We start from the raw sequence: 24,381 nt of genomic DNA, 5'->3' as shown, positions 1-24,381 counted from the left end.
GGCCGTACGCCCCCGCCGTCAGGGCGCGGGGCGTACTTCCGCGTGCGTCCGCGACATCCTGGCCCGCATCGCCGTACGGAGCGCGGGCCAGCTCCGGTGACGCTGGAACGGCAGCTCGAAGACCGCCGCGAACAGCCAGGCCGTGACCAGCGACAGCGGTACGACCAGCGCCGTGCCCACCAGGAAGGCGGGCAGCCCCGTGGGCACGTTCGGGGCGACGACCAGCAGGAAGACCGTCACGACGATGGGCGCGTGGATCAGGTACAGCGTGTAGGAGAAGGAGCCGAGACGCCGGATCGGCCGCAGGTCGAGCAGCCTGATCAGGAGTTTCGCCCGGCCGGTGGCGATCCCGGCCAGCGTCAGCCCGACGGCCGGGCCGAGCGCGATGTCCATCCAGAAGAAGTTCCCGACCGTCCACACCGAGCCGCGCGCGAGGATCACCGCGAGCACCGGCAGCGCGGCCGCCAGGGCCAGCCACTGCCAGGGCAGTCGCCGTACCCGCTCGCCCGCCGCCAGGACGCCCGCGGCCACGACGCCGATCGCGAACAGCACCGCGAACTGGGGGGTCAGCCGCAGCAGCATGCTCACCACGTGCACGCTCGGCGCCAGCAGCCCGATCACCGCGACGACGGCGGTGACGGCGGCGAGCATCACGACCGCGCCCGCCCTGCGCAGCAGGAGCAGCATCGTCGGGAAGAGCAGGTAGAGCTGGGCCTCGACGGCGATGGACCAGAAGGCTCCGTTGGGGCTCGGCGCGCCGAAAATGTCCTGCAGCAGGAGACCGTAAATAAGGACGGACTTGGCGGTCGGCGCTCCTTCACCCGGCTGGGCGGCCAGTGTCCAGGCGATCACCAGGCTGAAGACCAGGGCCGCCCAGTAAGGCGGCAGAATGCGCCAGGCGCGTCGCCGGGCGAATCTCCGTAGGCTGCCCAGTTGCCATCCGGACCGGGCGGGGGAGACCGCGAGGGAGAAACCGGACAGTACAATGAATACCACTACGGCAAAGTGTCCGTAAAGGAGAAAACCAAGCCAAACCGGTCCGGCGCTTGCCGGGAATCCCGGGAAGGCCATCAGCCAGCAGTGGTGGAGCATGACGAACAGGGCGGCCACGCCTCGGATACCGTCCAGTCCCGCGAGCCTACCGCGACCCGCGAGCGTCTCGGCGGGAGTCTCTGGCCGGCTTTCCTGGGCGTCCTGGTGGGACGACCCCATCCGATCAACTCCCGTCTCGGGCCCACACGGGCTCCTGATATCTACCCTATCTTGGCCTATCAACGGGTCTATCGCTGTATGGTCCCCAGACGTAACATCCCCAGAGGACGCCGAAGGCTCGGCCTCCTTTCGATCATGTAACAGGAAGTACGCACTCGGCGATGGGTAACTGTGTTGTCTCGGGGGTTCGCTGTGCCCCGGTGTGAATGAGGGGCGGAGGCATATGGACTTCTGGAAGACCATTTTCGGTCTCGCCAGACGTAAGGCCATCGGCCCGCCCCTGGCGGTCCTGTCCATCATCTCCGCGAGCCTGGTTTTCTTCCTGCTGCCGACCTACTACGTGTCCACGGCGTCGATGGTCCTGACGACCCCGGCCACCGGTGGAACGCTCTCAGCCGACCCGACCAAGCCGTTGGGCCTGACCAACCCGCTCCTGCAGTTCAGTGACGGCCTGCGCGTCACCTCGGGCATTCTCATCCTGTCCATGAACACCCCCGAGGTCGCGGCCGAACTCGGCGTCGTCCCGAACGGCCCCACCCAGATCGTGATCAACGACGGGCGGACCAACCCCGACCTGCTGGGCATCAGCACCAACGGCCCGTTCGTCTACGTCGAGGTGCAGAGCAGGTCGGCCGTCGCGGCCCAGGACGTCGTACTGCGCGCCAAGCAGCGCATCCGCAAGGAACTCGCCGACCGTCAGCAGGCGCTCAAGGCTCCGCGTTCGACCTTCATCACGGTCGTCGACGTCGTGCCCTCCTCCGTCCCGACGGCGAAGATCTCCGGCAAGCTCACCGCCGCGGGTGCGACGATGTTCCTCGTGCTCTTCGGCGGCCTGAGCATCGTGTACGGCGTGACCCAGATCAGGGGAGGCCGCAGGCGTCCTCCGCAGGACTCCGCGGGGGCCGCGCGCGACGAGCGTGAGGCCCAGGAGGAGCAGGCCTGGGAGGCCGCGGGAGCGGGCCGTGAGAGCAGGACCCCGGTCGCCGACCCGCCCGTGGTGGTGCCGCACGCGCCCGTCGTCTCCGACTCCGGTGAAGGACCGTTCCAAGACGAGTCCGCCGGTCTGGTGGTCGTGGTCGACGACGAGGACCAGCACGACCAGGCCTCGGACACGGTTGTCTTCACCCGGGTCGGCTGGCGGGACGAGCGGAAATGACATCTCCGGAAGCCCGGGGCCACGGGGTCCCGCCGTACGGCAGGCCGGGACAGTAACGGCCCGCCGGTGCGGGCGATGACATTGACGGATCACGGCCACGGCGGCCGCGATCCGGTTCGGGGAGGCGCGCGTGGACTTCTGGGGAACAGTCCTTGTTCTGTTCCGGCGCTGGTACGTGGTCCTGCCGACCTTCGTTCTCTCGCTGGTCGCGGCGGCGGCGATCTACTCGACCGTTCCCACGACCTACACCTCCTCAGCGGTCCTCATCCTGACCACGCCGACCACCGGCGGCAGCCTGCCGTCCAACCCCCGCATGCCCAACGGCCTGACCAACCCGATGCTGAACTTCGACCGGGGGCTGAGCATCTCGGCCTCCATCCTCATCGCCGCGATGGGCACCCCCGACATGGCGACCCAGTTGGGCGCGGTCGAGGGCGGCGACACGGCCTTCAAGGTCAACAACGGCAGCAGCAACATCGAGTCGCTGGCCACCGGGCCGTACGTGTTCATCGAAGGGGAGAGCTCGACGCCGCAGGCCGCCAAGGACATCGTGGTCAGGGTCATCGCCAGGACGAAGCTTGAGCTGGTCAACCGCCAGGAGGCGGTGAAGGCGCCCAAGGCGACCTACATCAGCGCCTACGAGGCGGTGCCGCCGACCGAGCCGCTGGCCCAGCGCGGACGCAAGATGCGTGCCGTCGCCGCGGCGGCGGGCGTCGGGGTGATCGCGAGCCTGTTCATGGCGTTCACCGTCGAGAGCTTCGTCACCAACCGCAGGCGGCGCCGTGAGGAGGCGGAGACGAAGGCCGGGGGAGACCCGGGCACCCCGCCCGAGACCTCCAGGAAGGCGACGCCCCCCGCGGAGCCGGTGGCGGGCCGGCTCAACGGCCGCCTGCCCGCGGGCTCGCCCGTCACGAGGCCGTGAACCCGTGGCGACCTCCTCGACCTCCACCAGAAGCGTGAGAGCCGTCTCCCGCGACCTCGCCCCGCCGCTGCCCAGGCACGCCGACGGCGCGACCCTCGTCAGCTTCTTCGTCATCTCCCTGACGATCATCCCGGCCCGCCTGGTGTTCCGCGGCATCCCGCTCTCGCTCACCCCGGCCAACTTCATGGCCCTGCTGGCCATCTTCTGCTGGGTGTTCGCGCACTTCACCACCACGCTGGGCATGGCCAAGGGACGAACCCCCGTGCGCACCGCGCTGTTCGTCTTCCTGACCGCGATGATCGCCACGTTCGGCTACTCCACGTACGGCTACCTGCCCTCCGACGAGCTCAACCTCGCCGACCACGCGCTGATCCTGCTGGTGGCCAACGCCGGGATCGGGCTGATGATGTGCGACGGGGTCCGGGGCGCCGACCGCCTGGACTTCGTGCTGAAGACCGTCGTGGTGACCGGCGCCGCCGTCGCGCTGGTCGGCGCCCTGCAGTTCCTGATCGAGTTCGACCTCACCCGCTATCTCGCGCTGCCCGGCCTGCGGTACACCTCGGAGGACGCCTCCATCATCGCCAGGTCCGAGTTCCGCCGGGTGGCCGCGACCACCGGCCACCCCATCGAGTTCGGCGTCATCTGCGCGATGGTGCTGCCGCTGGCCGCCCACTACGGCTTCAAGGCCCGCCAGCTCGCCCAGGCCGCCCTGCGCTGGTGGGCGTGCGCGGGCCTGATCGCGCTCGGCCTGATGTTCTCGGTCTCCCGTTCGGCGGTGCTGAGCCTGGCGGGCGTCGCCTTCGTGCTGTTCCTCGGCTGGCCCGCCCGGCGGCGTGTCCAGGCGGTGCTGGTCGCGCTGGTGTTCCTGATCGGCATGCGGATCGCGGTTCCCGGCCTCATCAACACCTTCTACAACCTGTTCGCCAACGCCGGCAGCGACGACAGCATCCAGTACCGCACGCACGACTACGACGTGGCCGCCTACGAGCTGGCCAAGCACCTGTGGCTGGGCCGGGGGATGGGCACCTGGTACGCCCCCAAGCACCAGGTCTTCGACAACCAGTACCTGCTGTCCGCGGTCGAGACGGGACTGCTCGGCATCGGGGCGGTCGTGGCGATGTTCGCGTGCGGCGTCTACTCGGCGCTCAGGGCCCGCTACCTCAGCACCGACCCCGCGGTCCGGGACCTCGCGCTGACCCTGGCCTCCTGCCTGGTGGTCCCGCTGATCGGGGCCGCGACCTTCGACCTGATGTCCTTCGCGACGGTGACCGGCCTGTCCTTCGTGCTGATCGGCGCGACGGGCGCGTTGCTGCGCTCCACGGCGAGCACCGCCGTACCACGGCCCCGTACGCACCGCCTCACCTGGCGGGAGGCCGCGCAGCTGGGGATGCGGCGCCTGTTCGGCCGGTCGAGGCGCTCGGCGGCCCAGGGCTGAGCCCGGGGGCCGCGCCGCCCGCGGGCGGTACGGCCGTCGGACGGTCAGGACGTCCGGGGCCTGACACGACGGCGACACGACGACGGGGCGGGCGCGTACGCGCCCGCCCCGTCACCAGGAGCCCCGTCTAGGGGTTCCGATGAGCCCGTGTCACTTCTCGCAGTCCAGCGGACCGACGACGGAGGTGACGTTGTAGTTCCTGTCGATGGTCACGATCGAGTTGTCCGCCCAGTCGATCTTGTCGCAGTCGGCCTCGACCGGCCGGTACTCCCAGGTCTTGTCGACGATCTGGTTGCCCCGGACGACCAGCCTGCCACGCCCGTTCTTCAGCTGGATGCTGTAGGTGCCGCCCATGACGAGGTTGTTGGTGACCACCGCGTCGACGATCTTCGGGTCGGTCAGGAAGATCGGCGCCGTGATGTCCTCGACGCCCCGCTGGTCGACGGTGTTGTGGTCGAAGACCAGGCCCTTGCCCCCGCCGTAGGTCTGGATGCCGTCGGAGTGGTCATCGGGGTTGGAGCACAGGTCGATGAAGGAGTCGCGGATGATGACGTTGTCGCCCCCGACCCGGAAGCCGTCGCCGTGGTTCCTGACGTACACCCGCTCGGCGGTGAACTTGCTCTCCCCGACGCCGGGCAGGCTCTGGCAGGTGTCCTCGACGCCGACGGTCGAGTCGAAGATCTTGAAGCTGAAGGTGTTCGGGCCGAGCTCGTTGATGACCAGCCCGTCGATCTGGCTGTTCCTGACCACCACGTTGTTGGCGGTGATCAGCAGGTCACCGGGGATGCGCACGGAGTCGAGCACGGTCCCGGGGACGGTGACCCGGTAGGCGCCGTCGTCGTTCAGGCGCTTGGTGGTCAGCCTCGTGCCCGGCGGCACACCGGTGCACGCGGGAGTCGGGTGGCCGTCACAGGTACGGTTCCCCGGCCCCGGCGGGTCGGTCGGCTCGGGGCTCTCCGTCGGCTCCGGGGTCTCGGTCGGGGTCGGCGTCGGGGTCCGCGTGGGCCGAGGAGAGTGGGTCCAGGTCGGGCGCGGAGAGTGCGTCCGGGTCGGGCGGGGGGAGTGGGTCCAGGTCGGCCGGGGGCTGGGGTGCTCGGTCGGCCAGTGGGTCCACGTGGGGAGCGCCGTCGGCGTCCTGGTGGGACGGTCGGTCGGCCAGTCGGTCCAGGTGGGGCGGGGGCTGGACGTCCGCGTGGGCGTCGGCCGGTGGGTCCAGGTGCGGGTGGGCGTCGGGACGGACGTCGAGGTCCAGGACGGAACCGGCTTCGGGGGCCTGCTCCCACCCGGCCTGGGGTGACGCTCGTGCCAGCGGAAGATGACGTCGACCCAGTAGTTGTAGCCCTTGGGGTTGGACCGCTTGGGGAAGGCGCTGGTGCCGTACCCGAACACCCCGGTGTTGCGCGACGTCGTGCTGAGCGGGCCGGAAGTGGCCGATCCCGCTCCCTGGGAGCCGACGTAGGTGCCGTTGGCGCTGTGGTACGAGACGGTGTAGACCTGGCCGGCCCGCAGCTGCACGGGGGAGGCGAACCGGGCCTCCTGCCAGCCTGAGGCGGTCTCCTTGGGGAAGGTGACCTGGGCGAGGCGGCGGCCCTGGGCGTCCCAGAGGCTGCCGGTGTGCCGTCCCTTCTCGCCGGAGGCCTTGTAGAAGCGGACGCCGGTCGCCGAGCCGCTCTTGGCGGCGGTGAAGCGGGTGCCGAGCTCGACAGGGGAGCGGTCGGTGTGCGTGGGCGCCTTCACCGTCTCCTCCGACGACCAGAGACTGGTCTCCTGAGGCTGTTCCGGCTCCTCGGGGGCGGCGGGCCTGGCCGCGGCCGCGGGCGTGACGGTGACCTCGTCGTTGTGGGTGACGACCCAGGCGACCGGGACGGACACCCCCACCAGGGCGACGATCAGGGCTGCCACCAGACCGGGCCGCATCCGTTTGCGAGGGGATAAGCCACTCTGGGGTTCCTCACCCCGGCGTGGGGGGTGTGTACTGGCCATCTCTCTGACCTCCGCACCGACCTGAGGTCGGCTCGACGACATGTCTGCTTGGTCCTCGTGCAGAGGACATTGTTACGACAGAGGCCACAGATACGCATCATTTTCAGATGATTATCCGTAAGTGTTATGACATATCGGTCTGATGGCGATGCGAAGATCAAAGTTTTCGTGTATACGACGGGGGCCGAAAACGAAGATCGAAAACGGTCACCCCACGCACTTCAGCGGGCCGACGGTCGAGGTGACGCGATACTCGGAGTCGATCGTGACCAGCGTGTTGTCCGCCCAGTCGATCTTCTTGCACTCGGAGTCGACCGGCCCGTAGACCCATGATCCGTCGACGAGTTTGTTGCCCCGCATCACGAGCCTGCCCCGTCCGTTGCGCAGCTGGATGCTGTAGGTGCCGCCCATCACGAGGTTGTCGGTGACCTCCGCGTTGAGGATCCTCGGGTCGGTCATGAAGATCGGCGCCGTGATGTCCTTGACGCCTCGCTGGTCGACGGTGTTGTGGCTGAAGACCAGGCCCTTGCCCCCGCCGTAGGTCTGGATGCCGTCGGAGTGGTCGTTGGGGTTGGAGCAGAGCCGTACGAAGGAGTCGCGGATGACGACGTCGTCGCCCCCGACCCGGAAGCCGTCGCCGTGGTTGCGGACGTGCAGCCGCAGGGCGGTGTACTTGTCCTGGCCGACACCGGGCAGCGACTGACAGCCGGTCTCCGGGCCGACGGTCGAGTCGACGATGGTGTATCTGAAGGTCTTCGGGCCGATCGCGTTGATGACCAGCCCGTCGATCCGGCTGTTCTTGATCGTCACATCGTTGGCGGCCACCAGCAGGTCGGCGGTGATGTGCACGCCGTCGAGCACGCTCCCGGGCTCGGTGACGCGGTAGGCGCCGGGCTCGGTCAGCGTCAGCTTCTCCAGCTTGGTGCCCGGCGGCACACCGGTGCAGGCGGGGGTGGGATAGCCGGGGCAGCGGGCCGCGGGGCGGGAGAGGTCGCTGGGGGTCGGCGACGCGGCCCCCGGCGGGGTGTCCCCCGACGGGCTGCACCCCGTCACCAGGGCCAGTGCGGCCGCCGACAGGACACCGAGCGGGATGAGCCGTCGCATCTTCACTCCGTCGCGGTAGGGGCAACGTCAGGGCCGATGAGCCGCCTCTGCAATTGTGCCCACGAACCGGCGGAAAGGTCTCTCCCGCTGATCGATGAGACCGGAAGCGGCCAGCGGATATCCAGGTCGGGGTCGTCGTACCGGACGGAGAGATCCTCGGCGGGGTCGTGTTCCCTGTCGATGCGGTAGCAGACGTCCGTCTGCTCGGTCAGCGCCTGGAAACCGTGCAGCATGCCCGGCGGCACGTACAGGGTGACGAACGTCTCGTCGTCGAGCAGCACCGAGACCTGCTCGCCGAAGGTCGGCGAACCGGGCCGGGCGTCGACCAGCACGTCCTGTACGGCGCCGCGGGCGCAGCGCACCAGCTTCGCCTCTCCCCGCCCGGAACGGCCGTGCATCCCGCGGACCGTCCCCTGCCGTGAGCGGGACTGGCTGTCCTGCACGAAGCGGGCCGGGTCGAGCCCGGCCTTCTCGGCCACGACGTTGTCGAAGGTCCTGGTGAACAGCCCCCGGTCGTCACGGTGTGGCGTCGGAATGAACAACAACACCCCGTCGATGGCGGTTCGTTCTACTCTCATGCTGTGAATCCCTTCGAGAGGCGGAAGGCGGGCCGGTGAACGACGTCACCAGGCCGATCGTGAGCATCGTGGTCCCGGCCCACAACGAGGAGGCCGTCCTCGCGGGCAACCTCGACCGGCTGCTCGCGGGCACCGAACCCGGCGAGTTCGACGTGATCGTGGTGGCCAACGCCTGCTCCGACCGCACCGCCGAGGTGGCCGTACGGCCCGGCGTGCGTGTCGTCGAGACCCCGGTGCCCGGCAAGGCCAACGCGCTGCGCCTCGGAGACGAGCTCTGCGCGACCTTCCCCAGGATCTATCTGGACGCCGACGTGGAACTCGACTCCGGCTCCGTGCGCGCGCTCGTCGCCGCCCTCGACCGTCCCGGCGTGCTGGCCTGCGCCCCCGTCCCGGTGTGGGACATGACGGGGGTGAGCTGGGTGGCCAGGCGCATGCACAAGGTTCACAACGAGCTGGTGGCCCCGTTCAGGGCGCTGGCCGGGGTCGGCGTCTACGTGCTCACCGAGGAGGGGCACGCCAAGGTCTTCCCCATCCCGGACGTGCTGTCCGACGACGGCTGGGCGCACGGCAGCTTCGCGATCCACGAGCGGGTCGTCGTGCCGCAGGCCAGGTCGCTCGTGCGCCCGGCCAGGACCGTGTCCGCGCACCTGAAGCGGCGGGTGCGGGTACGCCTGGGCAACCGCCAGCTCGCCGCACTCGGCCGCTCCGCCCCCGAGGGACGTCTGCGCCTGGGCTCCCTGGGGGCTTTGCTGACCGGAAGGAAGGTGAGCCCGCTCGACGCGGGCTGCTACCTCGCGGTCCTGGTGATGGACCGTGCCATGACCAAGGCGCGCACCTCCCGGGGCGGCCAGGTGCAGTGGGGCACCGACACCGGCAGCCGCTCCGAGGCGGGGTAGCCCGAGAGGCCGCCCCGCCGTACGGCGTGGCCCGTCAGGCACCGGCACGCTCGGTGATGGTGTATATCCTGATCGTGCCGAAAGGTCCGTCCTGCTTGTCCCGGCGTCCCCGGTTGACGGTCCTGAGGTGCCGGAAGCGTCCGGTGCTCATCAGGAACTCGTCCTCCGTGGGGTTGAAGTAGATCACCGTGACCTCGCGCGGGTTGTCGTCCACGCTGGCGATCAGCCTGCGCATCACGGTCGCGAAGGTCTCGCCCCTGAAGGGGTTGTTGAGGAAGACGACCGTGACGTCCCGGGGGATCTCGTAGTCGAGCACGTCGGAGTTGACCAGTTCGACGTCCGCGCAGCGCAGGCGCAGCCGGGTGCCCGCGACGTTCTGCTTGGCGATCTCGCTCAGCTCGGCGGACAGCTCGACCCCGATCACCTTCCTGAAGGGGTAGCGCCAGGCCGCCTCGAGCACCATGCGTCCCATGCCGGAGCCGAGGTCGACGAACACGTCGTCCGGGCCGACGGCGTCGCGGGGGAGCGTGCGGCGCAGGGTCTGCCAGTTCGCGGCCGAGTAGTAGACCCGTTCCTCGTGCGCGAGCCCGAACTTCTCCAGGCTCACGACGTCGGAGGTCCGCACGCCGTACCGGCGCTCGAACAGCAGTCGTACGGCGCCGCTGCGCAGGGACCGGTAGTGGCGCCTGAACCCACCGGCGACCCCGCCGAGGAGGGCGCCGGCCCCGGCCGTGATCTCAACGGCGGTCTCGGTGGCGGCCTCGACACCGGCCTCCACGAAGGAGGCCAGCTCGCCGGTGGTGACGCTCAGCAGAAGCCCGCTCATCGGGGGTGCTCCTCTCTCGTTGTCTTTCCCGGCGTCAGGAGACGGCGGCCTCGTAGGCGGCCAGGAGCGCCTTGGAGGACTGCTCCCAGGACAGCGGGCCCGCGACACGGGCCCTGCCGATCTCGCCCATCCGCCTGCGCTCGGCGGGGTTGTCGAGCAGGTGCGCGACGAGCTTGGCGAACTCCGACTCGTCGTTGGCCGGGGCGTAGAGCGCGGCCTCCCCGGCGGAGACCCTGGCCTCCTTCAGATCGAAGGAGACGATCGGGCGGGACATCGCCATGTACTCCATGATCTTGTTCATGGTGGACACGTCGTTGAGCGGGTTGAGCGGGTCGGGGGCCAGGCACACGTCCGCCGCCGACAGGTAGCGCAGCAGGTCCTCGTCGGAGACACGCCCGGTGAACTCCACCTGGTCGGACAGGCCGAGCCGGTGGGAGAGCGCGACCATCTCGTCGAAGGTGTCGCCGCCGCCGAGGAAGACCGCGTGCCAGTCCTTGCGGCCGACCTCGTCGCGGAGCTTGGCCAGCGCCCGCAGCGCGTAGTCGACGCCGTCCTGCGGCCCCATGACCCCCAGGTAGCACAGCATGTACGGCTTGCCCTTCTTGAGGCCCTCCTCGACGGGGACCTGACGGAAGCGCTCGACCGCGGGCGCGCTGCGCACCACGAACACCTTCTCCGGCCGCTTGCCGCCCCGGCTGACCGCCACGTCGCGGTAGCTCTCGTTGGTGGCGATCACCGCGTCGGCGGTCCGATAGGTGAGCCGTTCGAGCCTGCACACCGCCCGGTAGAGGAAGTCCTCACCCCGGTCGAAGCGTGACAGGTACAGCTCGGGCACCAGGTCGTGCTGGTCGAAGACGAACCGCGCGCCCCGCCGCTTGAGCCGCTTGGCGACGAGGTAGAGCAGGTCGGGCGGGTTGCAGGCGTGCACCACGTCCACCCGGCCGACCCGCCTGGCCAGCCGGAAGGTGTGCCACAGCGCCGAGCCGTACTCCTGGACGTAGCCGAGGGGGCCGCCGGTCGCCGCCTTCAGCGGGTAGCGGTGGATCTTCACCCCGTCGATCTCGGCGTACGGTTCGGTGTCGCGCTTGGTGCCCTGCGGGCAGATGACGTGCACGTCCCACCCGGCGTCGCGCAGCGTGGTGCTCTCCTGCCACACCCGCCTGTCGAACGGGACGGAGAGGTTCTCGACGAGGATGAGTGCTTTACCAGCCAAGGCCAACGTATCCAGGGTGCGCCCGGCGCGTCTCCGCGTCGGGAAGGCGGACGAGGTCGATGATCGTGCGGTCCCCCGCGTTGTCGAGCGCGCTCAGCACCGCGGGGTCCTTGCAGCCGACGACGCAGACGTCGGCGTGCGCGAGCACCTCCTCGACGGAGTTGGTCAGCAGGTCGCCCAGGTGCGGGAGCCTGCCGTCGATGTACTCCCTGTTGGCGCCCATGAGCCGCGACAGGGTGACGTTGGCGTCGTAGATGCGCAGGTCGTAGCCCTTGCCGAGGAGCCGTTCCGCCAGCTCGACCAGCGGGCTCTCCCGCAGGTCGTCCGTACCGGGCTTGAAGGACAGCCCGAACAGGCCGACCTTGCGGCTGCCAGCGGCTGTCACCAGGTCGAAGGCGCGCCTGAGGTGGTCCTCGTTGGAGGGCAGCACGTGCGACAGCAGCGGCACCGAGACGTCGGCCCGCCTGGCCGCGTAGACCAGGCCGCGCAGGTCCTTGGGCAGGCAGGAGCCGCCGAAGGCGAAGCCGGGGCGCAGGTAGGCCGGGCTGACGTTGAGCTTGCGGTCGGCGAGGAAGACGTCCATGACCCGGTGCGAGTCGAGGCCCAGCGCCTGGCAGATCGCCCCGATCTCGTTGGCGAAGCTGATCTTCAGGCCGTGGAAGGCGTTGTCGGCGTACTTGGTCATCTCGGCCACCGCGACGGGCACCCGGAAGACCTCGCCGGGAATGCCCTCGTACAGCGCGGCGACCGCGTCACCGCTGGCGGCGTCGAACTCGCCGATGACGGTCTTTGGCGGCTCGAAGAAGTCGCGCACGCTCGTGCCCTCGCGCAGGAACTCCGGGTTGACCGCGACGCCGAAGTCGGCGCCCGCCCGGTAGCCCGAGGCCTTCTCCAGGATCGGGATGAGCAGGTCGGTGCAGGTGCCGGGCAGCATGGTGCTGCGGAAGACGATCGTGTGCCGCCCGCTCTTGGCGGTCAGGGCCTGGCCGATCTCCTCGGAGACCCGCTCCAGGTAGACGGTCGACAGGCTGCCGTTCTGGGCCGAGGGGGTGCCGACGCAGATCAGGGAGATGTCGGTCGCGCCGACGGCCTCCGCCACGTCGGTGGTCGCCCGCAGCGCGCCGCTGGCCACGACCTCCGCGGTCAGCTCGCCGATCCGCTCCTCGACCACCGGGGCGTTGCCCCGGGAGATGAGGTCCACCTTCACGGGGTTGACGTCGACGCCGACCACCTCGTGCCCGCTGGCCGCGAGGCAGGCCGCGGACACGCAGCCCACATAGCCGAGCCCGAACACGCTGATTCTCATTTGTGCGCTGCCTCCATCGCGTCATGTGCGGCCGGGCGCGAGGCAGGAGGCGTCTTGCCAAGCCTCGCCCGACTCACCCGACGGCCGGATGATTCCTTGTGGTCGTTGCGTTCTGTGTGGTGGTTCATCGTCAGGGTCCCGGCGTGGCTAGCGGTTCAGGTTCCGGAGGCCGTGGACGATCTTTCGCAGGCCGGGGCCGAGAGCGGACGACTTCGCCGTCTCGACCACGGAGTCGCGCGCCCGCCGCAGTGTCTGCCGGGCCGAGCTACGTGTCACCATTCCTTGGCATACCAGCGTTTCGCCGGTTTTGGCACGCCTTTTGTACTCATCGTCGCCTCGTCCGAGGTCGATGCGCGTGATTCCCATCGCCGGGGCGGCGATCGCGAGCTCACGCAGCAGCATCCAGCCGGGGGCGAGGTTGCCGAAGTCGGGGTCGTAGACAGGGAACCACCAGTGCAGCACCGAGCCCGAGCGGATGCCGAAGTGCGCCGCGAGCAGGTGCGGGCCCGCGTGCAGCGTGGACAGCACGCCCGCGAAGGAGGTGCCCCGGGTGCGCAGCAGCCCGCCCATCAGCTCGTGCCGGTCGGGCGCGGCGAAGTAGTCCTTGGCGCCGGTCGCGGCGTACTGCGCGCGTTTGAGCTCGATCACCCTCTCCAGGACGTCCTGGTCGGTGCTGTCGGCGACGAAGCGCACCGGGCCGTGGGTCCGCTCGGCCTTGGCGGCACGGCGGCGGGCCTGGCCCATGTTGTCCTTGCCGCTGCGCGAGGCGCGTCCCAGATAGCCGTCGAGGCCGCCGGAGACGTCCAGGAACGGCGAGGGCCTGCGGGACTCGATCCACGGTTCGAAGTCCGCGCAGCCCTCGACGAGGTGGTCGAAGGCGAAGCCACGCACCCCGTCGGTGAGCAGCCCGAGCGGCGGGAAGCCGGTGCCGGGAGCGAGCACGGGCCCCTGGAAGTCGGCGGCGGGCCAGCCCGCGGGCCTGATCAACGACCGCTCACGGTGGTGGGGCAGCAGCGCCCTGACCGCGCCCGTCCCGTCCCTGCCGACGGCGACCGTCACCTGCCGCCCGCTGGCGTGTACGGCCTGCGCGAAGCCGGGGTGGAAGTAGGGGCTGTCCAGGGCGGGGTTGGCCTCCCGCAGCCGGTGCCAGGTCTCCAGTTCCTCCGCGGTGAGCGCGTCGAAGCGGACCGTCCGTACGGCGTGCACCCGCGCGGGCTCCGTGCTCGCGGGCATGCTCATCGTCGTCTCTCTTCTCGAAGGCGGCGGGGTCAGTCCGCGAGCTTGTGGACGCGGCGTGAGGGGCGCAGGAGCGCCACCACCGAGGCCTTGGAGATGCGGCGTCCCATGAGCGCGCGAAGCGCCTCGCCGAGGACGACCGCCAGGTAGTAGGCGAGGAAGGCGGGGGTGCTCCTTCGTCTGCGGAAGAGCTTCACCTTGTTCACGATGAGCAGGGAGGCGAGCATCGGGTTGATCGCGGAGTCGCCGCCGATGTGCTCGACGACCGAGGCGGGCTCGTACCAGGTGATCCAGCCGTGGTCGCGGGCGCGCAGCGAGAACTCGGTCTCCTCGCTGTAGAGCAGGAACGACTCGTCCCAGGCGCCGATCTTCTTGATGACGTCGGTCGAGATGAGCATGGCGGCACCGGTCGCCCAGGCCACCTCGCCCGCCTTGGCGTACTCACGGGGGTGGGTGACCATCTCGCCCAGAGTGCCGATCCGGCCCGCGAGGTTGCCTCCGATCACCGCCTCGACCACGGCCCTGCCGACGGCGGGCATCCGGCGCAGCGAGGGCTGCAGGCTGCCGTCCGGGTTGACCAGGAGCGGGGCGGCGATGCCGCGTCCCGGCCGTCGCAGCGACTCCGCGAGCGGCAGCAGGGAGCCGGGGCGCAGCCTGCAGTCGGGGTTGAGCACCAGGACGGCGTCGAGGGAGGAGACGTCCAGCACCTCGACGCCCGCGTTGATCGCCGCGGCGTATCCGGCGTTCCTTCCGACCTGGACGATCTGGACGGGAAGGTCGGTGACCTCGCCGACGACCTTGAGGGAGTCGTCCTTGGAGTTGTTGTCGGCCACGACCACGTGTGCGAGGTTGACGCCGCGCGCGCCCTCACCGAGGGATCGCAGACAGCCTTCGATCACCTGAGCGCTGTTGTAGGTGACGATCACTATGGCGATCCGGGGGGGACCAGGCGTCATACACGGGTCATCGTCGACCGGCGTGACGCCGTTACTACGTTCCAAATCACGCTCCCGCCTGTCCAGCACCTGGCCCGGCGCCCGCTTTGGCGGCCGGATTCCCCTTTTCGCACTCACGTTCAGGTCATCAGTAGATGACCTTTACAGACGTGTTCAGCCGCGAACGCGTTTGTATGTCCGAGAGGCTATGCGGCGCGCACGAACAGGCAAAGGGGGGGTCCCGTCCAGGACACGAGGAGCCCATGTCGCGTCGATGTCGTGGCGCAGGCTGTTGCGGGCCTGAAGCCAGGAGGCGGGCCTGGCGCGGCCTCCGTCGCTGGTGTAGGCGCGCGTCACGTTCGCCTGCCGCAGCCTGCTGAGCACGCGCCTGTCGTAGGAGCCGAAGGGGATCGCGACCCGCGAGACCGGCCGTCCGGTGAGCGTGCCGAGGAACCGGTTGGCCTCGGCGATCTCCTGGACGGCCTGCTCCGCGTCGAGCTTGCGCCAGTCGCGGTGCCCCCAGCCGTGCGAACCGATCCGCATGCCCGCGGCCTGCAGCTCCAGCACTCCGGCCTCGTCGAGCCTTCCCGGCTCGCCGAGCAGCCCCGCCAGCACGAAGAACTCCGCGGTGAGACCGCGTTCGAGCAGGCGGGGCAGGCCGATCTCCAGATCCGAGGCGTTGCCGTCGTCGAAGGTGATGCGGACGTCCTCCCGGCCGACCACGGCGTCGAGCACCTGTTCGAACTGCTCGACGCTGACCCAGGTCTGGTCCTCGCCGGGGTCGAGCTCACGGTCGGTCGGACCGATGCCGTGCACCGTGAGATTGACGACCGAATGCACCGACTGCCTCGTTTCTGACTCGGCACCCTGATCGTAGAAGGGTGCTGACTTATGTCCGGTGTCTTGGTAGACATCGTATTTTTGGTTGGACCGTTACAGATGCTTCGCGTACCACTCCACGGTCAGCTCCAGCCCCTCCTCAAGGCCGACGGTGGGACGCCAGCCGAGCACCTCGGTCGTCGGGGCGATGTCGGCGATCCTGGCGCCGTCCAGCGGGCGGCCGGGGAGCGCGCCGTACCGGGGGCGCAGCGGGCTGCCGGTGATCCGCACCAGCGCCTCGACGGTGTCGTGGATGGAGGTGGCCGTCCCGGTGCCCACGTCCAGGCTCAGACCCGCCGAGCCCGGGCTCCTGCCCGCCGCCAGGAAGGCGTCGACGACGTCGTCCACGTAGATCCAGTCGATCAGGCGCGTCCCGCTGCCGATGGCCGGCTCCTCGTCCCGCAACAGCGAGAGAGTGACGTACGGCACCAGCCTGTGGTGGTTCATGTCCCCGGGGCCGTAGACCATTCCGACGCGCAGAGTGGTCGCGTGCACGTCCCACAACTGGTGGAACATCCGCGCGTAGCCGTTGGCCGCCCACTTGGCGACCGCGTAGGGGGAGGAGGGAGCCTTGCCGCCCTCCTCCGGCCTGAGCTCCTCAAGCGACCCGGCCAGCACCGTCCGGGTCTCCGGGTGATGCTCGGCGACCGCGGTCAGCAGGTTGACCACGCTGGCCAGGTTGCTGTCCAGCATCGCGCGCACGACACCGGGATCCCTGGTGCCCGTGACCTCGCTGGCCAGGTGGAAGACGACCGAGGGACGCAGGGAGGCGATGAGGGCGCCGATCGTCTCGGCGTCCCCGACGTCGGCGACGTGCCAGGTCGCGGGATCGTCGGAGTCCTGCCTCGGGGTACGGCTCACGGCGTGCACCCGAGCGCCCAGCTCGCCCAGGCGCCGCACCAGATGGGTCCCGATGAAGCCGGTCGCACCCGTGACCAGGACGCGTGATCCGCTGTACCGGCTGAAGTCCTCCTGCCCGGAGGTGAGTCGATCTCCGGCTAACGGAACCGTGAGCATTGGCGTTCTCCTCGCATGGGACGAGTTCGTCGGATGCTTTCCGTCAGACCCTGCCACATAGGGTATGTCTCCCGAAACACGGTGACACGTTGTGTACGGGTCTTTGTCCCCATACCTCGCCTGACAGGCAAATGTGGAAGATATCAACTTCACCTGAAACTAACCTGGATTTCCGGAAAAGCAAACGGGGTCGCTCAGGTGAGCGACCCCGTTTTCCTGCTTTCCGGGCTTTCCGGAACTCCTCCGGTACGCCCCCGTCCGGGAGGTCCCGGGAGCCGGGGTCAGCCGATGCGCCAGGTGTCTCCCGCGAGCAGCAGGTCGTCCAGGTCACCGGGGCCGCCCTTGCCGGCCGCCTCGGCCAGCTGGCCGGCCATCAGCTCGTCGTAGGAGGGGCGGTCCACGCTGCGGAAGACGCCGATCGGGACGTGCTCGAAGGCGGGCTCGTCCAGCCGGGACAGGGCGAAGGCCAGCGTCGGGTCAGGCCGGCTGACGTCGTGGACGAGGATCTCCTCCTCGCTCGCCTCGGCGCGCGGGACGACCTCGATGCCGCCGTCGGGCCTGCGCCGTACGGCCTTGGTGGCCGAGACGATCGGCTGGCCGTGCTCAAGGCGCAGCGTGATGGAGTCACGCTGGTCGGGATCCTTGAGCTGGTCGAAGGCCCCGTCGTTGAAGATGTTGCAGTTCTGGTAGATCTCGACCAGCGAGGTGCCCCTGTGCTCGGCCGCCTGGCGCAGCACCGAGTGCAGGTGCTTCCTGTCGGAGTCGATGGTCCTGGCCACGAAGGAGGCCTCGGCGCCCAGAGCCAGCGAGATCGGGTTGAACGGCTTGTCCAGCGAGCCCATCGGGGTGGACTTGGTGATCTTGCCGACCTCGGAGGTCGGGGAGTACTGGCCCTTGGTCAGACCGTAGATCCTGTTGTTGAACAGCAGGATGTTCAGGTTGACGTTGCGGCGCAGCGCGTGGATCAGGTGGTTGCCGCCGATGGACAGCGCGTCGCCGTCACCGGTGATCACCCAGACCGACAGGTCGGGCCGGGAGGCGGCCAGGCCGGTCGCGATCGCCGGGGCACGCCCGTGGATCGAGTGGAACCCGTAGGTGTTCATGTAGTACGGGAACCGGGACGAGCAGCCGATGCCCGAGACGAACACCATGTTCTCGCGCTTGAGGCCCAGCTCGGGAACGAAGGACTGGACCGCGGCCAGGATGGCGTAGTCACCGCACCCCGGGCACCAGCGGACCTCCTGGTCGGACTTGAAGTCCTTCATCCCCAGCTTGACGTCGGACTTCGGCACCAGGGACAGGCCCCTGCCGTTCTGGATCTCACTCACTGTCGATCACGTCCTGGATCACGCCGGCCAGCTCCTCGGCCTTGAACGGAAGCCCGCGCACGCGGTTGTAGCTGATGATGTCGACCAGGAAACGGGCGCGCAGCAGCAGCGCGAGCTGGCCGAGGTTGATCTCCGGAAGCAGCACCTTGTCGTAGGCGCGCAGCACCTCGCCGGTGTTGGCGGGCAGCGGGTTGAGGTGGCGCAGGTGGGCCTGGGCGACCTTGCCCCCCGCCCTCCTGATCCGCCGTACGGCCGCCGCGATCGGCCCGTAGGTCGAGCCCCAGCCGAGAACGAGCACCCGGGCGTCGCCGTCGGGGTCGTCGACGTCGAGCGGCGGGATGTCCTGGGCGATCCCGTCGATCTTGGCCTGGCGGAGCCGGACCATCTTGTCGTGGTTGTTGGGGTCGTAGGAGATGTTGCCGGTGCCGTCGGCCTTCTCGATGCCGCCGATGCGGTGTTCGAGACCCGCGGTGCCCGGGATGGCCCAGGGACGGGCCAGGGTCTCCGGGTCGCGCTTGAACGGCAGGAACGTCACGCCGTCCTCGCCGTTGGGGCCGTCGGCGAACTCGGTGGAGATGTCCGGCAGTTCGGCGCTGCCGGGCACCCGCCACGGCTCGGAGCCGTTGGCCAGGTAACCGTCGGACAGCAGCATGACCGGCGTGCGGTACTTCACCGCCAGGCGGGCCGCCTCGATCGCGGCGTCGAAGCAGTCGGACGGGGTCGCGGGCGCCACGATGGGCAGCGGCGACTCGCCGTTGCGGCCGTACATGGCCATCAGCAGGTCGGTCTGCTCGGTCTTGGTGGGCATTCCGGTGCTCGGCCCGGCCCGCTGCACGTCGACCACGATCAGCGGCAGCTCGGTGGTCACCGCCAGGCCGACGGTCTCGGCCTTCAGCGCGACACCCGGCCCGGAGGTCGTGGTGACGCCGAGGGCGCCGCCGAACGAGGCCCCGAGCGCCGCGCCGACACCGGCGATCTCGTCCTCCGCCTGGAAGGTGCGGATGCCGAAGCGCTTGTGCTTGGACAGCTCGTGCAGGATGTCGCTGGCCGGGGTGATCGGGTAGGACCCCAGGAACAGCGGCAGCTTCGACTGGACCGAGGCGGCGATCAGGCCGTAGGCGAGCGCCTGGTTGCCGGAGATGTTGCGGTAGACGCCCGGCGGCAGCTGGGCGGGCTTGACCTCGTAGGAGACCGAGAAGGACTCGGTGGTCTCGCCGTAGTTCCAGCCCGCCTGGAAGGCCGCGATGTTGGCCTTGGCGATGTCGGGCCGCTTGGCGAACTTGGTCTCGAGGAACTTGATCGTGGTCTCGGTCGGCCGGTGGTAGAGCCAGCTCAGCAGGCCGAGGGCGAACATGTTCTTGGAGCGCTCCGCGTCCTTCTTCGACAGGTCGAAGCCCTCGAGCGCCTTGACCGTCAGCGAGGTCAGCGGCACCGGGTGGAGCCGCCACTCGGCGAGCGAGTCGTCCTCAAGAGGGCTGGCGTCGTAGCCGACCTTCTGCAGGTTGCGCTTGGTGAACTCGTCGGTGTTGGCGATGATGTCGGCCCCGCGCGGCAGGTCGCCGAGGTTGGCCTTCAGCGCGGCGGGGTTCATCGCCACCAGGACGTTCGGCGCGTCACCGGGGGTGAGGATGTCGTGGTCGGCGAAGTGGAGCTGGAAGCTCGAAACGCCCGGCAGTGTGCCTGCGGGGGCGCGGATCTCCGCCGGGAAGTTGGGGAGGGTCGACAGGTCGTTGCCGAACTCCGCCGTGCCCGATGTGAAGCGATCACCGGTCAGCTGCATACCGTCGCCGGAGTCACCGGCGAAGCGGATGATGACGCGATCGAGTTGCTGAACCTGCTTGGTCACAGCTCAGTCCTCCTCGACGCGAAAAGGCGCCGTTGATGGTGGCATGTTCTCAGTTCCATGCTAGATCCCTGGGGATAACCCGTAGTGGCTTCGCGTTCCACTCGGCGGAGGAGTGTGACGCATGTCGCAGATCCCTCGGTGGAGGCCGAGTCGAAGTCCGGGCGCGGTGAAGACGCGCGTGGCGGCCTGGCGGCGGCCGTGAAGGAGGTCATGATCGCGAACGGCAGGCCCGACACAGCCCGGCGGCAAGCCGACACAGATCCACGTGCAGGCGGCCGAACAGGACGGTAAGGGTCACGATGCCTAACTATATGTCCCGCCAGGAAGGCGGCCTCATCGCCGATGGCTATGTACTCATAGCCGGCGGCTATGGGGTGACATGGAGACGCCCTCCGGGGACGCCGGTCCTCGCGTCCTCCGGAGGGCGTCTTCGCCCAGCTCCTCAGCCCTGTGAGCCGCCGGCCGAGACCACGTCGCGCGGGCCCTCGCCCGAGTCGTAGACCTCGCCCGGCCTCATGCCGGCCTTGCCGTACAGCTCGGGGACGGTGACGAAGGTGTAGCCCTTGTCGCGCAGTCGTCGCAGGATCTCGGGGGTCGCCTTCGCGGCGGTGCCGCCGACGTCGTGCATGAGGACGATCGATCCGGGCCTCGTCTGCGAGACGACCCGGTCGGCGACGGCCTTGGGATCCCGGGTCTGCAGGTCCTTGGCGTCGACGTTCCAGCGCACCAGCGCCAGGCGGTACTGCCTGGCGACGGGCGGCACCCGGTCGTTGACCGCCCCGTACGGCGGGCGCACCAGGCCGGGATGGCGTCCGATGGCCCGTCCCAGCGTGCACTGGGCGCGGCCGAACTGGTCGCCCATCCTGCTGTCGTCCAGGGTGGTCAGGTCACGGTGCGACCAGGTGTGGTCGCCGACGAGGTGACCTTCCCGCATGATCCGCCGCAGCAGCGCGGTGTGGGCGATGGAGTTGGTGCCGACGGCGAAGAACGTCGCCCTCGCACGCTGGGCGTTCAGCGCGTCCAGCAGCCTCCCGGTGCCCGGGCCGGGACCGTCGTCATAGGTGAGCGCGACGCACTTGACCTTGGCGCAGTCCACGCTGCCGTAGGCGGTGCTCTCGGCGACCGGCAGGGCGGCGTACTCCTTGTACTTGGCCATCCGCTCGGCCCGGTGGTCGACCCCGGCGCCGAACTCGACCGCGGAGCGCTGTGCCCGCTCACCGGCGGGGGACAGCAGCCCCTTCACCTTCGCGGCCGGTACGGCGACCCTGCTGAGGGAGGCGCCCCCCACCTGCCGGTCGTCGAACTCGGCCACGAGGTCGCCGCGGCGGTTGAAGGCCAGCGAGTCGAACAGCGTCGCGTCTGCGGTGATCGCCTCGGGGTCGATCCCGGATCCCGACCGGCCCAGCCGGTCACGGGTGAGCCTGGCGAGCTCGCCCAGCGCGGCCTTGTCCTTCAGCAGGTCCGCGGAGTCGAGGACACGCTTGTCCACCCGGTCGTACCAGACGGTGGTGCGCTCCTCCGACCAGCGGGAGTCGACGGTTCTGCCGATGGTGAGGTTCACGCCCATCATCTGGGTCGAGACCGTCGGCAGCTGCCAGTCCACATTGAACTCGGGCTCGGGGCCGGTTCCGGCACCGCCCTTGTAGGCCTGGTTGAACGACCGCAGATGCTCGGTGATCGTGCGGTGCAGTTTCTCCGTCAGGCGTGGCGCGTCGCTGACGGACGGGTAGACGGCGTGGGCACGCAGGCCGCCGGTCTCCCCTTCGGTGACGGTGTGCATGGTGAGTCCGGGGACGTCGGCCGGGTCCACGGAATCGATCAGTGTGGGTTCCGAGGGGATCGGCTCCTGCGCCCTGGGTGTCGCTGTCGCGGTGCCGCACCCTGCGGCCAGCACGGCGATAAGCGCGATCCCTCCGGAAAACCGGATTTTAGGCATAAACGGCACATTACTTGAAAAAGTGGGGTATTTACGGATGCTTGGTGTTAAAGGGTGCAGAGTTTGGGGTTGACGGCAGGGTCGCATGACGGGGAAAGACGGTGCTGCTATAGCTGTTGGGGAAGGCCTCGCCGTACTCGGAGAGACTTCGGGAAACCCCGTGGAGAGGGGGAGTCATGCACGGTTACTACGGCCCCTACGCGGTGGTCGGCGCGCTGCTCGCGCTGGGCGTCGTGATCGTGTCCGGAGCGCTGCTGGTCAACCGCCTCCTGCGCCCGAGCCGTCCCACCCCGGAGAAGCTGGCGACCTATGAGTGCGGCGTCGACCCGGTCGGCGAGGGCTGGGCGCAGTCCCAGGTGCGTTACTACGTCTTCACCTACCTTTATGTCGTTTTCGCCGTGGACGCCGTCTTCGTCTTTCCGTGGGCGACGGTTTTCGCCGACCCCGGTTTCGGTACGGCCGCGCTGGCCGAGATGTTCGTCTTCCTGGGCTTCGTCGCGCTCGGCGTGCTGTACGCCTGGCGCAAACGCGTGCTCGCCTGGGCCTGAGAACCGCCGAGCAGGTGGGGGACAATGAACAACATGGCGGACCTTCCGATGCCCACCCGGGCACCCACCGTCGGACCGGCCTCACGGCTGGCCCCGAAACCCATGCGCTTCATTCTCAACTGGGGACGGCGCTACTCGCTGTGGGCGTTCAACTTCGGGCTGGCCTGCTGCGCGATCGAGTTCATCGCGACCTCGATGAGCCGTCACGACTTCATCAGGTTCGGGGTCATCCCGTTCGCGAACGGCCCGAGACAGGCCGACCTGATGATCGTCTCCGGCACGGTGACCGACAAGATGGCCCCGGCCGTCAAACGGCTCTACGAGCAGATGCCCGACCCCAAGTACGTCATCTCCTTCGGCGCCTGCTCCAACTCCGGCGGCCCCTACTGGGACTCCTACTGCGTGACCAAGGGGGTGGACCAGATCATCCCGGTCGACGTCTACGTGCCCGGCTGCCCGCCCCGCCCCGAGGCGCTGCTCAACGGCATCATGCTCCTCCAGGAGAAGATCGCCGCCGAGGGCATGGAGGACCACCGTGCGTGAGGCCCTCGTGGAACGGTACGGCCCGCGCGTGCGGCTTTCCGAGTCCTTCGGCGAGACCACGGCCGACGTCGAGCCGGGCGACTGGCTCGACCTGCTCGCCTTCGCCCGCGCCGGAGGATACGAGTTCTTCGACTGGCTCACCGCGGTCGACGACCCGCCGGACGCCTTCCAGGTCGTCGCCCACCTCCTCGACCCCGTCTCGCACCGGCGGCTGCTGACCCGCACCCGGGTGCCGCGCGCCGACCCCCGCCTGCCCAGCGCGGTCGGCGTCTTCAGGGGCGCCGACTGGCACGAACGGGAGACCTTCGAGATGTTCGGCGTCGTCTTCGACGGGCACCCGAACCTCGTCCCGCTGCTGCTGCCCGAGGGCTTCGAGGGCCACCCGCTGCGCAAGGACTTCGTGCTGGCCGCCAGGGTCGCCAAGGCGTGGCCGGGGGCCAAGGAGCCCGGCGAGTCCGAACACGGTTCGCCGAGCCGCCGCAAGACGCTCCCCCCTGGCGTGCCCGCCGACTGGGGGCGCGATGGCTGAGGTGCTGGAGGCGGCCCTCAGGCTCCTTCTGGTCGTCGCCGCCTTCCTGGTGCTGCCGCTGGTCGCCGGCCAGGCCGAGCACAAGGTCATGGCGCACATGCAGTCCCGTCTCGGCCCCATGTACGCCGGGGGTTTCCACGGCTGGGCCCAGCTGATCGCCGACGGCGTCAAGTTCGCCCAGAAGGAGGACGTGATCCCCGCCGCGGCCGACCGCCGGGTCTTCGGCCTGGCGCCCGCGGTCGCGCTGATCCCGTACCTGCTGGTCATGGTCGTCATCCCGGTCGGTCCCGGCCTGGTCGGAGCCGACCTGGACGCGGGCCTGTTCTTCGCGCTGGCCGTGATGGGGGTCGGCGTGCTCGGCTCGATCATGGCCGGGTGGTCCTCGGGCAACAAGTACTCCCTCATGGGCGGGATGCGCTCGGCCGCCCAGCTCATGGCCTACGAGCTGCCGCTGGTCCTGGCCGCCTCCAGCGTCGCGATGGCGGCGGGCACGCTCTCCCTGCCGGGCATCGTGGAGGCCTGGCAGTGGTGGTGGCTGCCCTGGCAGGCGATCGGCGCGGTGGTCTTCTTCGTCGCCGGGCTCGCCGAACTGCGCCGCCCGCCGTTCGACATGCCGATCGCGGACTCCGAGATCATCATGGGCCCGATGACCGAGTACACCGGCATGCGGTTCGCGCTGTTCATGCTGGCCGAGTACGCCGGGATCATCGTGCTCTGCGGGCTGACCACGGTGCTGTTCCTCGGCGGCTGGCACGGCCCCCTGCTGCCCGGGCCGGTGTGGACGCTGCTGAAGACGGCCCTGCTGGTGTTCGTGGTGATCTGGGTGCGGGTGAGCTACCCCAGACTCCGTGAGGACCAGCTGCAACGGCTCGCCTGGGTCGCCCTGGTGCCGCTGGCGCTGCTCCAGCTCGCGCTGACCGGGGTCGTCAGGGTCCTCTGACGCGTCGGCCGGG

At 69.4% G+C, this 24,381-nt stretch carries 23 protein-coding genes; 8 read left to right on the top strand and 15 right to left on the bottom strand.

Translation table 11 applies throughout. The features are described from left to right. Positions 1–18 precede the first annotated feature (18 nt). A complete protein-coding gene (locus tag ACFYY8_RS12105) occupies positions 19–1,212 on the bottom strand; it encodes an acyltransferase family protein (RefSeq protein ID WP_390039881.1) in 1,194 nt (397 codons plus the stop codon). A gap of 223 nt (positions 1,213–1,435) precedes the next feature. Between ACFYY8_RS12105 and ACFYY8_RS12100 the strand changes: the two genes are divergently transcribed. The 3 genes from ACFYY8_RS12100 to ACFYY8_RS12090 all read left to right on the top strand — a co-directional run bounded on the left by ACFYY8_RS12100 (position 1,436) and on the right by ACFYY8_RS12090 (position 4,725). Continuing rightward, complete coding sequence (locus ACFYY8_RS12100; RefSeq protein WP_390039879.1) at positions 1,436–2,368, top strand: hypothetical protein; 933 nt, start codon at positions 1,436–1,438, stop codon at positions 2,366–2,368. Between the two features lie 130 nt (positions 2,369–2,498). Then, complete coding sequence (locus tag ACFYY8_RS12095; RefSeq protein ID WP_390039877.1) at positions 2,499–3,290, top strand: hypothetical protein; 792 nt, start codon at positions 2,499–2,501, stop codon at positions 3,288–3,290. A 34-nt stretch (positions 3,291–3,324) separates the two neighbouring features. After that, complete coding sequence (locus ACFYY8_RS12090) at positions 3,325–4,725, top strand: O-antigen ligase family protein (RefSeq protein ID WP_390039875.1); 1,401 nt, start codon at positions 3,325–3,327, stop codon at positions 4,723–4,725. Between the two features lie 150 nt (positions 4,726–4,875). Here the strand turns inward: ACFYY8_RS12090 and ACFYY8_RS12085 are convergent, their stop codons facing one another. From ACFYY8_RS12085 to ACFYY8_RS12075, 3 genes are all read right to left on the bottom strand, one after another. Further along, positions 4,876–6,627 (bottom strand): DUF4082 domain-containing protein, encoded by a 1,752-nt coding sequence (locus ACFYY8_RS12085; protein WP_390039873.1) that lies wholly within the window; start codon positions 6,625–6,627, stop codon positions 4,876–4,878. 288 nt (positions 6,628–6,915) lie between these two features. Next, on the bottom strand, positions 6,916–7,812 hold the full coding sequence (locus tag ACFYY8_RS12080; RefSeq protein WP_390039871.1) for a hypothetical protein: 897 nt from the start codon (positions 7,810–7,812) through the stop codon (positions 6,916–6,918). A gap of 2 nt (positions 7,813–7,814) precedes the next feature. Then, positions 7,815–8,390 carry a dTDP-4-dehydrorhamnose 3,5-epimerase family protein gene (locus tag ACFYY8_RS12075; protein ID WP_390039869.1) on the bottom strand — a complete coding sequence of 192 codons (576 nt, stop codon included), beginning with the start codon at positions 8,388–8,390 and terminating at the stop codon, positions 7,815–7,817. 35 nt (positions 8,391–8,425) lie between these two features. On the opposite strand from ACFYY8_RS12075, the gene ACFYY8_RS12070 reads away from it, so the two are divergent. Next, positions 8,426–9,286 carry a glycosyltransferase gene (locus ACFYY8_RS12070; protein WP_390039867.1) on the top strand — a complete coding sequence of 287 codons (861 nt, stop codon included), beginning with the start codon at positions 8,426–8,428 and terminating at the stop codon, positions 9,284–9,286. A 34-nt stretch (positions 9,287–9,320) separates the two neighbouring features. On the opposite strand, the gene ACFYY8_RS12065 is transcribed toward ACFYY8_RS12070, so the two are convergent. The 11 genes from ACFYY8_RS12065 to ACFYY8_RS12015 all read right to left on the bottom strand — a co-directional run bounded on the left by ACFYY8_RS12065 (position 9,321) and on the right by ACFYY8_RS12015 (position 21,766). Continuing rightward, positions 9,321–10,112, bottom strand: coding sequence for a methyltransferase domain-containing protein (locus ACFYY8_RS12065; protein ID WP_390039865.1), 792 nt, complete (start codon positions 10,110–10,112; stop codon positions 9,321–9,323). A gap of 34 nt (positions 10,113–10,146) precedes the next feature. Continuing rightward, the gene (locus ACFYY8_RS12060) at positions 10,147–11,325 is read right to left on the bottom strand and encodes a glycosyltransferase family 4 protein (RefSeq protein WP_390039863.1); all 1,179 of its coding nucleotides are present in this window, start codon (positions 11,323–11,325) and stop codon (positions 10,147–10,149) included. Then, positions 11,315–12,631 carry a nucleotide sugar dehydrogenase gene (locus ACFYY8_RS12055; protein ID WP_390039861.1) on the bottom strand — a complete coding sequence of 439 codons (1,317 nt, stop codon included), beginning with the start codon at positions 12,629–12,631 and terminating at the stop codon, positions 11,315–11,317. The genes ACFYY8_RS12060 and ACFYY8_RS12055 overlap by 11 nt, the downstream gene beginning before the upstream one ends. 147 nt (positions 12,632–12,778) lie before the next feature. Further along, positions 12,779–13,870, bottom strand: a complete 1,092-nt coding sequence (locus ACFYY8_RS12050; protein WP_390039859.1) for a GNAT family N-acetyltransferase — start codon at positions 13,868–13,870, stop codon at positions 12,779–12,781. A gap of 29 nt (positions 13,871–13,899) precedes the next feature. Further along, positions 13,900–14,823: a glycosyltransferase family 2 protein gene (locus ACFYY8_RS12045; protein WP_390039857.1), complete on the bottom strand. Its 924-nt coding sequence runs from the start codon at positions 14,821–14,823 to the stop codon at positions 13,900–13,902. 153 nt (positions 14,824–14,976) lie between these two features. Beyond that, positions 14,977–15,642 (bottom strand): polysaccharide deacetylase family protein, encoded by a 666-nt coding sequence (locus ACFYY8_RS12040; protein ID WP_390039855.1) that lies wholly within the window; start codon positions 15,640–15,642, stop codon positions 14,977–14,979. A 93-nt stretch (positions 15,643–15,735) separates the two neighbouring features. Next, the gene (locus ACFYY8_RS12035; RefSeq protein ID WP_390039853.1) at positions 15,736–16,698 is read right to left on the bottom strand and encodes an NAD-dependent epimerase/dehydratase family protein; all 963 of its coding nucleotides are present in this window, start codon (positions 16,696–16,698) and stop codon (positions 15,736–15,738) included. 281 nt (positions 16,699–16,979) lie between these two features. Beyond that, entirely contained in the window at positions 16,980–18,026 is a 1,047-nt protein-coding gene (locus ACFYY8_RS12030) for a 2-oxoacid:ferredoxin oxidoreductase subunit beta (protein ID WP_390039851.1), read from the bottom strand. Further along, positions 18,019–19,872 (bottom strand): 2-oxoacid:acceptor oxidoreductase subunit alpha, encoded by a 1,854-nt coding sequence (locus ACFYY8_RS12025; RefSeq protein ID WP_390039849.1) that lies wholly within the window; start codon positions 19,870–19,872, stop codon positions 18,019–18,021. Before ACFYY8_RS12025 ends, ACFYY8_RS12030 begins: the two co-directional genes overlap by 8 nt. A 208-nt stretch (positions 19,873–20,080) precedes the next feature. Then, positions 20,081–20,170 carry a putative leader peptide gene (locus tag ACFYY8_RS12020; RefSeq protein ID WP_352001834.1) on the bottom strand — a complete coding sequence of 30 codons (90 nt, stop codon included), beginning with the start codon at positions 20,168–20,170 and terminating at the stop codon, positions 20,081–20,083. A gap of 144 nt (positions 20,171–20,314) precedes the next feature. Then, positions 20,315–21,766, bottom strand: a complete 1,452-nt coding sequence (locus tag ACFYY8_RS12015; RefSeq protein ID WP_390039847.1) for a polysaccharide deacetylase family protein — start codon at positions 21,764–21,766, stop codon at positions 20,315–20,317. A gap of 218 nt (positions 21,767–21,984) precedes the next feature. Here ACFYY8_RS12015 and ACFYY8_RS12010 point away from each other — a divergent pair, with 218 nt between their 5' ends. From ACFYY8_RS12010 to nuoH, 4 genes are all read left to right on the top strand, one after another. Continuing rightward, positions 21,985–22,356 carry an NADH-quinone oxidoreductase subunit A gene (locus tag ACFYY8_RS12010; RefSeq protein ID WP_390039845.1) on the top strand — a complete coding sequence of 124 codons (372 nt, stop codon included), beginning with the start codon at positions 21,985–21,987 and terminating at the stop codon, positions 22,354–22,356. Positions 22,357–22,458: 102 nt separating this feature from the next. After that, positions 22,459–22,899 carry an NADH-quinone oxidoreductase subunit B family protein gene (locus tag ACFYY8_RS12005; RefSeq protein WP_352011275.1) on the top strand — a complete coding sequence of 147 codons (441 nt, stop codon included), beginning with the start codon at positions 22,459–22,461 and terminating at the stop codon, positions 22,897–22,899. Then, on the top strand, positions 22,892–23,428 hold the full coding sequence (locus ACFYY8_RS12000) for an NADH-quinone oxidoreductase subunit C (protein ID WP_390039843.1): 537 nt from the start codon (positions 22,892–22,894) through the stop codon (positions 23,426–23,428). The genes ACFYY8_RS12005 and ACFYY8_RS12000 overlap by 8 nt, the downstream gene beginning before the upstream one ends. Further along, positions 23,421–24,368, top strand: a complete 948-nt coding sequence (gene nuoH / locus ACFYY8_RS11995; protein WP_390039841.1) for an NADH-quinone oxidoreductase subunit NuoH — start codon at positions 23,421–23,423, stop codon at positions 24,366–24,368. The genes ACFYY8_RS12000 and nuoH overlap by 8 nt, the downstream gene beginning before the upstream one ends. The last annotated feature ends 13 nt before the right edge of the window (positions 24,369–24,381 follow it).

Origin of the sequence: Streptosporangium sp. NPDC001559 (assembly GCF_042893955.1) — a bacterium.
In the GTDB taxonomy this organism is placed as follows: domain Bacteria; phylum Actinomycetota; class Actinomycetes; order Streptosporangiales; family Streptosporangiaceae; genus Streptosporangium.
Note: the sequence above shows the minus strand (reverse complement) of the source record. Positions and strands in the feature narration are given on the sequence as shown.